Genomic DNA, 13,299 nt, shown 5'->3' with positions numbered 1-13,299 from the left:
TAATATTATCATAACGATCAATCACCTTATAAAACAGCAACAGGATACGAGCCAAGTACATTAACTTTAAGCACTCTACTAGCCACTTCTGCTAATGCTAAATTTACTTTTTTATCGTCTTTATGTCCCTCAATATCAATTAAAAATAGATACTCCCACTTAACACCAGGTATAGGATGTTTTACCAGTTGTATCATGTTAATATTTTGCTGTTTAAATGGCTCTAACAAATCAAACAGTGCACCAGACTCGTGCTTGGTCACGACTAAAAGTGAGGTTTTATCTTCACCAGAAGCAGAAACATCCTCTTTACCAAGAATTAAAAAACGAGTGACATTGCCAGCCTTGTCTTCAATATTTTTGGCAATTCTTTCTAAGCCATATAAACTTAGTGCCACCTCTGAAGCAATGGCCGCAGCGCCCGCTTCATCTTTAACAATACGAGCAGCTAATGCATTTGATGCCACTGATTTTAACTCGGTGTTTGGGTAGTGATTACTTAGCCAACGTTGGCATTGATCCAATGCTTGAGAGTGAGCATAAATAACTTTAATTTCTTGTGACTGATTTGCACTCATTAGCTGATGCTGAATTGAAATTTCCGCCTCGCCACAAATTTTTAAATTTTGAGAATAAAGCATATCAACCGTAGCACCAATCACGCCATTAGATGAATTCTCAATAGGCACAACGCCATAATGCGCATTACCTTTCTCAACTTGATGAAAAATTTCATCAATACTCGCACAATCAAGTGTGGATACGCTGTGTCCAAAATGTTTGAGTGTTGCCTCTTGTGTAAAGGTGCCCTCAGGACCTAAGTAAGCAATACTTAAAGGTTGCTCAAGCGCAAGACAGGCTGACATAATTTGGCGAAAAATATACGCCATGTCTTTGTCTTTTAATAAACTGTCGTTTCTTTTAATAATTGAACGTAACACTTCCGCCTCACGCTCAGGTCGATAAAAAACACTATTATCATCTGAGGCTTTTTTCACTTGCGCAACTTCAGCAGCTAATTGCGCACGATCACCAATTAATAATTGGATTTTTTTATCTAATATATCAATCCCATTACGCAGTTCTAATAGTGTTTTTTTGCTCATACTTTGTCTCTTTAAAGGCCTCTAACAGTCAATATACCTTTGACTTGTTTTAAATTATTAATAACCGAAGATGGAATTTCATGCTCTAAATCAACCAGAGTGTAAGCAACACTATCTCTTGATTTGTTAAGCATATCAACAATATTAGCACCAGAATCTGCAATGGTTGTTGAGATTTGACCCACCATATTAGGAATATTTTTATGGATGACAGCCAGTCGTTCCTTGCCTGCTCTTGCCATTGACACTTCTGGAAAATTCACCGAGTTGGTAATATTGCCATTTTCTAAATAATCTCTTACTTGGTTTATGACCATAATCGCACAGTTGTCTTCAGCCTCTACTGTTGACGCGCCTAAATGCGGTAAGGCAATCACTCTGCCATGATTTTTTTTATCATCAATTGGAAAATCAGTCACGTAATACTTAACTTTACCGCTATCAAGAGCAACTATTAAAGCCTCTTCATCAACAATACCGTCGCGAGCAAAATTAAGAATGGTTGCATCTTTGGGTAATAAAGCGATACGCTCTTTATTTAATAAGTTTTTAGTACCTTTAAGTAATGGCACGTGGAATGAAACAAAATCACTGCATGAAAATAACTCATCAACACTTAACACTTGCTCTACACCTGCTGATAACTTCCAAGCGCTTTTAATGGTTATGCTAGGGTCAAAGCCAATAACATTCATGCCTAAAGCATGTGCCGCATTAGCAATTTGTACGCCAATCGCACCCAAGCCAACAATGCCTAGCGTTTTACCTGGCAATTCAGAACCAACATAATTTTTCTTACCTTCTTCAATGGCGGTTTTTAAATTATCAAGCGGCAGATTATTAACATAATGCCAAGCTTGGCAAATGTTACGACTTGCCAACAACATAGAACTAATGACCAGTTCTTTCACTGCATTAGCATTCGCGCCTGGTGCATTAAAAACCACCACGCCCTTGTCACTCATTTTATCCAGTGGAATGTTATTAACGCCTGCACCAGCACGGCCAACAGCTTTAAGATTGTCATTAATTTCCATATCATGCATTTTTACACTACGCACTAAAATTGCATCAGGATTACTCATTTTTGAGGCAATTTCATAATCTTTCCTTGATAATTTTTCCAAGCCAATCGGTGAGATGTTATTAAGCGTGAGAACCTTAATCATTAGGCATTTTCCTTTTCAAACGCTTTCATAAAATTCACCAATTCATTAATGCCCTCTTGTGGCATGGCATTATAAATACTAGCACGCATACCGCCCACACTACGATGGCCTTTTAAGGTGATTAAATTATTAGCGGCTGCTTTTTCCAAAAACAAACCATTGAGGCTTTCATCACTCAATAAAAATGGCACATTCATCCGAGAGCGATATTTTATTGCCACTGGATTTGAATAAAAATCAGAACCATCAATAGCATCATAAAGTGTTTTTGCTTTGGTTTGATTAATCTTAGCCATAGCACTTAATCCGCCTTGTCGTTTAAGCCATTCAAACACACGAGATGCCACGTACCAAGGATAAGTTGATGGCGTGTTATACATCGAATCATTATTCGCTTGCGTTGTATAGTCAAACAATACAGGTTGATTAACTACCACATTACCCATCAAATCCTCTCTAACAATCACAATGGTAAGCCCTGCAATGCCAATATTTTTTTGCGCGCCCGCATAAATAACACCATACTTTGACACATCAATCTCACGCGACAAAATACTTGATGACATATCAGCCACAAGCAGCATACCCACCTCTGGCACATAGTCAAATTCTAAGCCTGCAATGGTTTCATTAGGCGTGTAATGTAAATAAGCTCCATCAGAGTCAATGTTCCAATTTTCAAAGGCATCAATATCGGTATATTTATTGTCTGAGCTGTCGGTGCAAATGTTTACTTCGCAATAACGCTTACCTTCAGCAATTGCCTTTTTGGACCAATGACCTGTGTGTACATAATTAGCCTTAGTTTTTCCCTGAAGTAAGTTAATCGGCACCATTGAAAATTGAGCTGATGCCCCTCCTTGCAAAAACAAAACTTTATAGTGATTGGGAACGCCCATCAAGTCTCTTAAATCTTGTTCTAATTTTTGCGCCATTGCCATAAAATCAGCGCCACGATGCGAAATTTCCATCACTGATGCATGTGCATTGCCATATTCTAACAACTCATCTTGCATTTGTTTTAGTACTTGTGTTGGCAGCATAGCAGGACCAGCACTAAAGTTATAAACTTGGCTCATTTTTACGAACTCCTTGTTTAATAAAATTAAAAGTTAGACGATTTTATCAGAACTCAGATATTTAAGCCTATTTAATGTTTAAAGCCTATTACAATCTGCACTTAATTTTAGTTATGGAAGTAGGTGAAAATCCTACACTGTCCTCGCAACGGTATTTTTCGACATTTGAAATCAGTCCGATACATCACTGAATTTTTTTTAACTTCACGAAGGGCGATATCATGCAAAAAATCTTACCCATAGTAACACTTATCGCCAGTCTTAATGCCAATTCAACCTTAGGACCTATTCCCATTTATCTCAACACTGAATATCGTACTGACAGTCCGGTTATTGGTTCGATTGCCTCAACACTTAGCTTTAATGCAAGTGATATTAAGGCAACAGGTGCTAATACTTTTCTAGATTTTCTAGCAACTGTGCCAAGCGTTGGCTTACATCAAGGCAGTGTGCCTGCTATCTTTATGCGCGGAGGTCATTCAAACCATACTTTAGTTTTGGTTGATGGCGTGAGTATCAACAGCACTGCTTCAATAAATGGTGCAGTGGAATACGGATTAACAAGTATTGCGCTTAACGATATTAAAAAAATTGAAATCATCAAAGGTTCAGGTTCTGTTTTATATGGCTCTGGTGCTATTGCAGGCGTAATTAGTATTACCACTAAAAAAGGTGCTGATGGTAAAAGTGCCGCAGTAAGTACTAAATTTGGCACGCACAACTCTAAAACTTACGCACTATCAGCAAGTAGTGGCAACAAGAATGGCTTTGTAAGATTTACCCACAATAAGTACACAACTGATGGTATTGATACGCGCGATAGTGATACAACTAATGACAAAGACGGTATTAGTAATCGCACTACAAAAATCAAACTTGGTAATGAGCACTTTGATGTCAGTTATTTAGAAAGTAGAAATAGAACTGAATATGATAGATGTTGGAATGACACTGCTACTGTTGATGACTGTTCAGGAAACAGGGAGTCAAATAAAATAATGATCAATACAAATAAAAAAATAAGCAATATTTGGCATGCCAAATTATCCCTTGCACAAACAAAAAGCAATAGAGATACTCAGCATGGCACTATATTCACTAGTGGTGACAAATATAAAAGCACGACTATAACCATACTTAATGGTATTAAAGTTGATGACGCTTTATTTAATGTTGGCTTGTCGCAAGTTAATGATGAAAACACCACAGACAGCAAAAAACTATCGAGCAAAGATTTATTTATAAATTGGCAAAAGAACATCAATGACATAAATATCAATATAGGCGCTCGCCACACCAAGCATAATAAGTTTGGTAGCCATACTATTTACAACACTGGCACTGGCATTGGCATTGGTAAGTATTTAGACAGTGGTTTTAAATTAACAGCAAATTATAGTACCGCCTTTCAAGCACCAACGCTTTTCCAGTTGTTTAACCAGCCTGAACCTTCTTTTGGTGCTTATTATGGAAATGGAAACCCAAATCTAAAACCAGAAACCTCAAAAAATATAGAATTAGGCATAGAAAAACAACAAGACTGGGGATTGATTGGCATTAAAGTTTATAACAATAAAGTTAACAATGCAATTGCTTATGACACTAGTGGCGGCACTAGTAGTGCTAATATTCCTCATTATTTCAACAGGGATAAATTAAGCACTAAGGGAATTGAGCTATCCATTAATGCCAATATTGCCACTTACAACATTAACTTTAGTCACAATTACAATAAAAGTAAGGAAAATGACAGCAACACACAAAGCATTAGAAGACCAAAAAATACAACCAATTTAACCATTAACAAACAACATGGTAAATTCAACTCAAGAATACAAGTCATTAGAAAATCTTTCAGTATTGATGATAACAAAATGCTTGATGGCTATACCTTGGTTAACTTATCAAGTAATTACAGCCTTAATGATCAAGTCAAAATATCACTAAATATAAAGAATGCTCTTGATAAAAACTACATAACTGCCACAGATTTTAATGGTGCTTACAACCAACTTGGTAGAACAATTGAGATGGGTCTAGATTATCAATTCTAAGCACACTTTACTATCATGGAGCAGCGACAAAAACAGTGCTTATGCTCTGTATTTACTTAAACAAAACCCAAGTGTTAATCTTGTAGGGCTTTTTACCACGGTTAATAAACAATTTGGGCGCGTGGCAATGCATGGCAATCATATTGAATTATTAAAACAACAATCCAAACAAATTGGCTTGCCACTTGATCTTATTGAAATGCTTTTTCCTTGCTAGGGAATTCAAACCAAAGAACTCTCTAATACCCTGATTGATATTGGCATTAAAGCCAAGATCACTTGTATTGACCACCCTAAGCAACTATCCAGTGATTTTGCAGGGCATGATTTTAATAAAACACTATTAAACACATTGCCAATCAAGGCTGATCCTTGTGGAGAAAATGGTGAGTTTCGCACCTTTGTATACGGACTCACCAGACTTTGACAAACCCATCAACCTCAAACAAGGTGAAACCATAGAACGCGATAGTTTTGTCTTTACCGATTGGCTATAATAAAAAACATTCATTAGGAGTAAACACATGACAAACCAAACCCACAAAACAAAGGCTATCTTTGCTGTTTTTATTATGGTTATTTTAATGATTGCCACTCGTGGTCATACCAACTGGCTATCATCAATTATTCATCTGCCAGACTTTACCATTCCTGCCTTGTTTATTGCAGGTGTTTATTTACGTACATTTTGGGTAGCAATAGTGATTATTGCCAGTGCCTTTGCTATTGATAATTATGCAATCATTCACGAAGGCGTGAGTGTAAATTGTATTACGCCTGCTTACAGCGTTTTACCATTGACTTATTATGGTATTTTTTGGGTGGGTAAATACCTAACAATACTTAAAATTGACCATAATATTATTAAAAACACATTAATCATCATCATGGCTTGTGCCACTCAATGGTTTATTGCCACCGCTAGCTACTTTGCATTTACCACATCACCTTGGGGCAAATTTGGCTCATACATCGTTCATTGGTCAATTATTGAGATTCCATTAGTGCTGTATTGGATGGTTGCTATTTTTATCACTTTTACACTTAATCATCGCTACTTATTAATGCCCTATTTCTCAGCACAAAAAGATTAAATATTTGTGCCAGAAAATCAATACAAAGCGCGTATGCAACGCAAAAAATCCTATATTGATACTCGCATAGAAAAAGCCAATATTGATAAAGGTGTTATTATCCTACTTACAGGCAACGGCAAAGGCAAATCATCATCTGCACTGGGTATGATTTGTCGTGCATTAGGTTATGACATGAAAATAGGCATTGCCAAGTTTTTAAAAGGCGTGCAAGACACAGGTGAAGATATGTTCTTAGCCAAGCAACCTAATGTACAAACTGCATATATGAAAACAGGTTTTACTTGGGACACGCAAGACAAGGCCTTTGATACAACTATAGTACAAGAAACTTGGAGTAAAGCCAAACAATACTTAAACGATGATTCAATTAATCTGGTTGTACTTGACGAACTCACTTATATGATTAGTTACAAATATCTTGATGAAACACAAATCATCAACGCTTTAAACAACCGCCCTAAAGACCAACATGTAGTGATTACTGGCAGAGCTGCCTCTAAAAATTTAATCGAACTTGCTGATACAGTGGGTGAAATTAAAGATATTAAACATGCTTTTAGAGCAAATATTAAAGCCCAAAAAGGCATCGACCTTTAATCAAAAAACTTTGTTTCAATTAAAATCTTAGGTGTTTTCAATCATAAATTGCAAAGCTAAACATGCTTTTAGAGCAAATATTAAAGCCCAAAAAGGCATCGACCTTTAATCAAAAAACTTTGTTTCAATTAAAATCTTAGGTGTTTTCAATCATAAATTGCAAAGCTTGGTGTAAATACTCTACTGACACAATTTTTAACCCTTTAAGTACTTTTTTTGGCGTATTTCCCCTGGGTATAATGGCCACTTTAAAACCATGTTTTTGCGCTTCTGACAAACGCTCAATGCCGTTATAAACTGGACGCACTTCGCCCGTTAAACCCACCTCGCCAAAAGCAACCCAATCTTTGGGAATAACCTTATCCCGCAAGCTGGACATAATTGCCAGCATGACCACCAAATCTGAGGCTGTCTCATTCATCTTAATACCGCCAACCACATTGACAAACACATCTTGATCGTGGGTTGCAATGCCACCATGCTTATGTAGTACAGCAAGTTGTAAAACCAAACGATTTTGCTCCAAACCAACACACACACGCTTAGGATTACCACTGGCAATATCTACCAATGCCTGTATTTCAATCATCAGTGGTCGAGTTGCCTCACGCGTTACCATTACCATAGAGCCTGGTGAAGGCTTGGCTGAATTTGATAAAAATATTGCTGATGGGTTCTCAACCTGTTGCAAACCCACCCCACTCATCACAAAAATGCTAATTTCATTCACCGCACCAAAGCGATTTTTTACCGCGCGGATAATGCGATAACGCCCGCCCGCATCCCCTTCAAAATAAAGCACCGTGTCTACCATGTGCTCAAGAATTCTTGGACCTGCTAATGCACCATCTTTAGTAACATGGCCAATCATTAAAAGAATGGTATTGGTTTGCTTGGCGAATTGAGTTAGTTGTGCAGCGCAATCACGCACTTGTGTTACCGATCCTGGTACCGAAGTAGAACCATCTGTTACCATAGTTTGAATAGAGTCAATCACAATAACCTTAGGTTGCACTGCTTTGGCAAGTGTGATGATTTTTTCCAAATGAGTTTCACTCAGCAAAAGAATATCTTCTTTAATACCAAGACGCAACGCCCTATCGCTGATTTGGTCAACCGACTCCTCGCCACTCACATACAAAGTTGTATGCTTTTGATTAATTTTAGCAACCGCTTGCAAAATCAAAGTTGATTTACCAATGCCAGGGTCACCACCAATCAACACCACCGAGCCATCGACCAAGCCACCACCCAAAGTACGGTCAAGCTCACTTAGCCCTGTTGAAAGCCTAATTCTATTTTCTGATTTGATATCAGATAGATTTTGAACTTTAGAGGCAGGAAGGTCTTGCAAAATTGTAGGTTTTAATGGCACGGTTTGCAACAACACAACCTCTTCTAGTGTGTTCCAAGATTTACAATCTAAGCACTGCCCTACCCATTGATGATGCGAAGAGCCGCATTCACGACAGACGAATTCAACTTTTGTTTTTGCCATTATTCTAACGCGCCCTTGTCAAGCAATAACTGATAAATTTTCTGCGCCATTAACTCATAGTCTAATTGATTAAAACGAATCAAATCTGACTTATATTTTTGATCAGACAATAAATCTTTAATTAAGTCTTTTGCAAAAACCAATTGGTATTCATCAGCCAATTGCTGATAAAAATCAGCTGTTCTTAGAAACACACCTTTCTTAGGCACGCCCAAAAGCACAACCTGAACACCTTTAGAATTCGCCAACTCAATCATTTGAGATAAATTATGCTTGGTTTGGTTTAAATTAGCACTTCTTAATATGTCGTTGCCCCCTTCTAGCAAAATCATTAATGAAGGTTGATGCTTTGCCAAAACGCCTTAACCCTCCTTGCGTTGTTTCGCCAGATATGCCTGCATTAATAACTTTATGACGGGTTAATTTTGATAAAACCGAAGGATAGCTGTTATTTTTACTAACGCCTTTACCAAAAGTCAAACTATCTCCAAATACCAAAATAACGCCTTGAGATGGTATTAAGCTTAAAGGCTTTTCACCACAAGCGCTTAATAATAAAAAAACACAGACTTAAAAAATAACGCATAAATTATCTCATTAATCTATCAATCTCTTTTTTAAACGCCTCAATATCTTGAAACTGACGATAAACCGACGCAAAACGAATATATGCCACTTCATCCAATACTTTAAGTTCTTCCATCACCCATTCACCAATCTTAGCACAAGGCACTTCACGATCAGCTTGGGTCATTAATTTGCGCTCAATACGTGCAATGGAGGTTTCAATTTGCGAGGTTTTAACGGGACGTTTTTCTAAAGCTTTTAACAAGCCAGAACGTAGTTTGGCCTCATTAAAGGCCTCTCTGGAGTCATCACTTTTAATCAAACGTGGCAGATTAAGATCAACCGTCTCACGCGTTGAATAACGTTCACCACAAAACGTACACTCACGACGACGACGTACTTGAGAGCCATCGTCAATTAAACGCGTGTCTAATACTTTAGTATCATCAGATTGGCAAAATGGACAACGCATATAGGCTTAATCTAGTTATAAACTGGGTATTTAGCACAAAAATTGGTGACTTTTTCTCTAACCTTGTTAATCACAGCCTCATTCTCTAAATCATCACAAATATCACACATCCACGTGGCTAAATCGGCACAATCAGCTTCATTAAAACCACGCGTTGTCACCGCTGGCGTACCCACGCGGATACCACTGGTTACAAAAGGAGACTGCGGGTCATTCGGCACCACATTCATATTAACCGTAATATGTGCACTACCTAAGGCAGCATCTACTGCTTTACCTGTTAACCCTTGGTCAATAAAACTTACTAAAAATAAATGGTCATCCGTACCACCTGACACCACATCAAACCCGCGTTCAATAAATATATTGGCCATCACTTGTGCATTAATCTTTACTTGCTTTTGATAAACCTTATACTCATCACTCATTGCCTCTTTAAAACTCACCGCCTTAGCAGCAATAATATGCATCAGTGGCCCGCCTTGAATACCAGGGAAAATGGCAGAATTAAGTTTCTTCTCAATTGCCTCATTGGCCTTAGCCAAAATTAAACCACCACGAGGGCCGCGAAGTGTTTTATGCGTGGTTGTTGTAGTTACATCTGCAATTGCCACTGGCGATGGATACTCACCCGTTGCTATCAAACCTGCAACATGCGCCATATCAACCATTAAATAAGCACTAACAGCATCTGCAATTTCTCTAAAACGTTGCCAATCAACCACACGTGAATACGCCGAAAAACCAGCAATAATCATTTTAGGCTTATACTCTTTTGCTAAAACCTCAACTTGCTCATAATCAATTTCACCCGTTTTTTCATTCAAGCCATACTGAATGGCATTAAAGTTTTTACCCGAAAACGAAGGCGCAGCACCATGCGTTAAATGCCCACCATGTGCCAAACTCATACCTAAAATTGTATCTCCCGGCACTAACAATGCCTGAAAAACCGCAGCATTTGCCTGAGAGCCAGAATGCGGCTGCACATTCGCATAATCTGCACCAAATAATGCTTTAGCACGGTCAATCGCTAATTGCTCAACTGTATCAACATGCTCGCATCCACCATAATAGCGCTTACGCGGATAGCCCTCAGCATACTTATTCGTCAATTGTGAACCTTGCGCCTCCATCACTGCAGGTGAGGTATAGTTTTCACTGGCAATTAACTCAATATGTACCTCTTGGCGAGCCTCTTCTAGTGCAATTGCCTGATGAATTTCAGTATCTACTTTAGCTAACGTTTGAGATTTATCGAACATAGTTTTCCTCGTCATATAATGTTTAAAATTTTAACGCACAAATAAAGAATAAATTATCATTCTTAAATTCAGATTTTAAGTGCAATTTTTTGTTAGTTAATAATACCTAATTTAAGCATCGCTTCTGGTATTTGATAATTAAGGATAAACGCTCAACAACAAAACCCAGCTGGCACATTAGTAACTGAAGTAAATACTAAGTATTTGCCGTTAATGGAAAGTCTTTAGGACGTTCAATCATTTTTTCAGTTAAATCCACGTCAATATCTTCCCAATAAAAATACCCCCTCAGAAAGTTCTTCTACATTCATAATTGCGTTAACGGTTTGATTTTTAAACCAAGGGAAATCTTCATAAGACATGAATAACTCTTTACGACGAGTTAAAATCCATACACTAAAATTTGATATATGACTAACTTCAACCGCTAAAGTGTCTTTTCTATTCGCTGATAAATTCATCATCATGCTAACAATTTTACCATTTTTTTATCAAAAGTATTTTTATAAACTAGAAGCTTAATGTCATATTTCAAGTGTTTACTTTCACTATATTGAGGGGTGTTTTTACATTTAGCCAAACGATTTAATCTTTTCTTTACAAAGGCTATTCGGTTAGGGTTTGCAAGTAAGCAAGTTACTCTTTCACCTAAATAGTTTAATTCTTCTTCTGTGATTTTATAATGCCTAGAATAGCGTGCTTTAACATAGGCTTGTTTGAGTAGTTGAAAGCAGCGGCGTTTAAGCCTATACTGTCTTGTGGAAAAATATCAATTAATGACTCATCTTGATGAACGGCCATTGAGCCAAGTTGTTGTAAGTTATGGGTATAAGGTTTGTATTGGGTCAGTACTAAAGGAAAGACAAGAATAATAGTGTTCAGTTGCTTGGTAAAGTATAAAGACTGCTTTTTTGTAATACTGTTTATCATTTTTATAAAACACAACTCCTTGGTTTTATAATATCAGTAAAGAAGTATTGCTCTTCTTTAAGTGCGCTATTTACCTCATCTGAAGTATGCACAATTAAATTGCACTCTAGCTTAAAAGCGGTGGCAAAAAAAATTCTAACCTTATCCTCAATCGTATCCCACAAATCATACTTTGTGCCTAAGTCAAATTGATTAACAATCACTAAAAATATCATAATCACTAATATAACCAGTATGTGGCTTATTTACCCGTTGCCGTGTGAGCCGTAAAGAATAACCTTAACTAACTTACCTATTTTTCTCTTGCCTGAAGTGTGCTTCACAACCCCATCAAACTCCTCACGAATCACTTGGACAATTTACCTTACGTGGGTTGCTTGTTGCTGGGTAAATGGCTTAAAGAGTCTTTCATTTGGTTTGCTTGAAAATGCTCGTTGATAGGTGTTGGTATGGATTATACAGACACAACGATAAGCACAAGGCAAGAGGATAAGCCTAATGCTTAAATTCAACCAACACATCAGAAATTAGCTGAATGACTCATTAGATATTATTGTTTAGTATGTTTTTTAATAAAATTGTAGCTATTACCATTAACTTCTATGAGACATACCCATCAATATTTCCAAATATTTTTAACGGGCGAACTCTTTGTAGCATAAAGGGGTCAGTGTTAATTATATTTGCTTTTCCCGCTATCTTTTTATCTCCTAGTATGATTATATGATAACAAAACAAAGAAGTTTTTTATTTAATTAGCACCAGCTTTTTTATATTTTATTTTTAGCCTTGGTTGATTAAAGGCTAAATTCTATTAAAATAAATCTTAGTCACCAAACATTTTACTAAAATCAAAGGTAGTAAAATCTACGCTCTTAGGCTTAATCATTTGCCATTTTGTTTGTTGCTTTTTAGCAATTTCAAAGCTAAAAATTGGCATGGTTGTTGTGCCCATGTGTATATCACTTAAAATTAGCTTGTCATTTTATTCATCTAAACGATAAAATCCATGGGAAAACTCCTTGTGCTTTTGAATCATACTATCGTCTGTTAAATTAAATTTATGTTGTTGGTGAGTGGTTTTAATCCACGAACCAGCACCTTTATAAAGGTGATAAAAATTATCATACACCGTATCTTTGTCTATCGCCACAACTCGCCACAATACTAAATTAAAAGGGGTTGGCATCACAAAAGTATTGGTTACCTCGGCTTTATGAATGGGTAATTTAACAACATCTAAAACATATGATTGTAATATCAATGAAAGTGCTAAGTACAATGTACTAATAACTAACACCCAAGTATTTAGTAAATATCCAGCAACAGTTGGCGAGCGCTTTTTTATCATTAAAACAACAAAACCAAACAATAGTGGTGCGATACACAAATAAATCCACAATAAACATTGAGCCAATCATAACACTGGGTACTTCTAAAGGCCAAAAAATGGTTAATAAATCCA

The 13,299-nt window shown here is 36.9% G+C and carries 16 protein-coding genes and 1 riboswitch; of the genes, 3 read left to right on the top strand and 13 right to left on the bottom strand.

The features are described from left to right. Positions 1 to 26 precede the first annotated feature (26 nt). The 3 genes from pheA to serC are packed head-to-tail and all read right to left on the bottom strand — an operon-like array spanning position 27 to position 3,354. Positions 27 to 1,106: a prephenate dehydratase gene (gene pheA, locus CVPH_RS03805; RefSeq protein WP_201342184.1), complete on the bottom strand. Its 1,080-nt coding sequence runs from the start codon at positions 1,104 to 1,106 to the stop codon at positions 27 to 29. Positions 1,107 to 1,117: 11 nt separating this feature from the next. Further along, positions 1,118 to 2,275, bottom strand: a complete 1,158-nt coding sequence (locus CVPH_RS03800; protein ID WP_201342183.1) for a phosphoglycerate dehydrogenase — start codon at positions 2,273 to 2,275, stop codon at positions 1,118 to 1,120. Further along, positions 2,275 to 3,354, bottom strand: a complete 1,080-nt coding sequence (gene serC, locus CVPH_RS03795; protein ID WP_201342182.1) for a 3-phosphoserine/phosphohydroxythreonine transaminase — start codon at positions 3,352 to 3,354, stop codon at positions 2,275 to 2,277. Before serC ends, CVPH_RS03800 begins: the two co-directional genes overlap by 1 nt. Before the next feature lie 79 nt (positions 3,355 to 3,433). Next, positions 3,434 to 3,559: riboswitch (cobalamin riboswitch) on the top strand. Between the two features lie 16 nt (positions 3,560 to 3,575). Between serC and CVPH_RS03790 the strand changes: the two genes are divergently transcribed. The 3 genes from CVPH_RS03790 (at position 3,576) to cobO (ending at position 7,102) form a co-directional block, all read left to right on the top strand. Then, positions 3,576 to 5,408, top strand: coding sequence for a TonB-dependent receptor plug domain-containing protein (locus CVPH_RS03790; protein ID WP_201342181.1), 1,833 nt, complete (start codon positions 3,576 to 3,578; stop codon positions 5,406 to 5,408). Positions 5,409 to 5,932: 524 nt separating this feature from the next. After that, a complete protein-coding gene (locus tag CVPH_RS03780) occupies positions 5,933 to 6,502 on the top strand; it encodes a hypothetical protein (RefSeq protein ID WP_201342180.1) in 570 nt (189 codons plus the stop codon). A 6-nt stretch (positions 6,503 to 6,508) separates the two neighbouring features. Further along, positions 6,509 to 7,102, top strand: coding sequence for a cob(I)yrinic acid a,c-diamide adenosyltransferase (gene cobO / locus CVPH_RS03775; protein WP_201342179.1), 594 nt, complete (start codon positions 6,509 to 6,511; stop codon positions 7,100 to 7,102). A 136-nt stretch (positions 7,103 to 7,238) separates the two neighbouring features. Here the strand turns inward: cobO and radA are convergent, their stop codons facing one another. The 10 genes from radA to CVPH_RS03730 form a co-directional block, all read right to left on the bottom strand. Continuing rightward, positions 7,239 to 8,600: a DNA repair protein RadA gene (gene radA, locus CVPH_RS03770; RefSeq protein ID WP_201342178.1), complete on the bottom strand. Its 1,362-nt coding sequence runs from the start codon at positions 8,598 to 8,600 to the stop codon at positions 7,239 to 7,241. After that, positions 8,600 to 8,932 (bottom strand): SGNH/GDSL hydrolase family protein, encoded by a 333-nt coding sequence (locus tag CVPH_RS03765; RefSeq protein ID WP_225879801.1) that lies wholly within the window; start codon positions 8,930 to 8,932, stop codon positions 8,600 to 8,602. Before CVPH_RS03765 ends, radA begins: the two co-directional genes overlap by 1 nt. Next, positions 8,889 to 9,098 (bottom strand): GDSL-type esterase/lipase family protein, encoded by a 210-nt coding sequence (locus CVPH_RS03760; protein ID WP_201342176.1) that lies wholly within the window; start codon positions 9,096 to 9,098, stop codon positions 8,889 to 8,891. Before CVPH_RS03760 ends, CVPH_RS03765 begins: the two co-directional genes overlap by 44 nt. Positions 9,099 to 9,189: 91 nt before the next feature. Continuing rightward, complete coding sequence (gene nrdR / locus CVPH_RS03755; RefSeq protein WP_201342175.1) at positions 9,190 to 9,639, bottom strand: transcriptional regulator NrdR; 450 nt, start codon at positions 9,637 to 9,639, stop codon at positions 9,190 to 9,192. Between the two features lie 11 nt (positions 9,640 to 9,650). Further along, positions 9,651 to 10,904, bottom strand: coding sequence for a serine hydroxymethyltransferase (gene glyA, locus CVPH_RS03750; RefSeq protein ID WP_201342174.1), 1,254 nt, complete (start codon positions 10,902 to 10,904; stop codon positions 9,651 to 9,653). Between the two features lie 260 nt (positions 10,905 to 11,164). After that, positions 11,165 to 11,371: a DUF2442 domain-containing protein gene (locus CVPH_RS03745; protein ID WP_201342480.1), complete on the bottom strand. Its 207-nt coding sequence runs from the start codon at positions 11,369 to 11,371 to the stop codon at positions 11,165 to 11,167. Positions 11,372 to 11,561: 190 nt separating this feature from the next. After that, entirely contained in the window at positions 11,562 to 11,834 is a 273-nt protein-coding gene (locus CVPH_RS03740; RefSeq protein ID WP_201341627.1) for a hypothetical protein, read from the bottom strand. 2 nt (positions 11,835 to 11,836) lie between these two features. Continuing rightward, positions 11,837 to 12,055: a hypothetical protein gene (locus CVPH_RS03735; RefSeq protein WP_225879733.1), complete on the bottom strand. Its 219-nt coding sequence runs from the start codon at positions 12,053 to 12,055 to the stop codon at positions 11,837 to 11,839. 605 nt (positions 12,056 to 12,660) lie between these two features. Next, positions 12,661 to 12,789, bottom strand: a complete 129-nt coding sequence (locus CVPH_RS10725; protein WP_281064669.1) for a hypothetical protein — start codon at positions 12,787 to 12,789, stop codon at positions 12,661 to 12,663. Between the two features lie 30 nt (positions 12,790 to 12,819). Continuing rightward, positions 12,820 to 13,185 carry a hypothetical protein gene (locus CVPH_RS03730; protein ID WP_225879800.1) on the bottom strand — a complete coding sequence of 122 codons (366 nt, stop codon included), beginning with the start codon at positions 13,183 to 13,185 and terminating at the stop codon, positions 12,820 to 12,822. Between the last annotated feature and the right edge of the window lie 114 nt (positions 13,186 to 13,299).

Source organism: Abyssogena phaseoliformis symbiont OG214 (assembly GCF_016592595.1).
Taxonomy (GTDB): domain Bacteria; phylum Pseudomonadota; class Gammaproteobacteria; order PS1; family Pseudothioglobaceae; genus Ruthia.
This window is presented reverse-complemented; position numbering and strand designations above follow the sequence as displayed.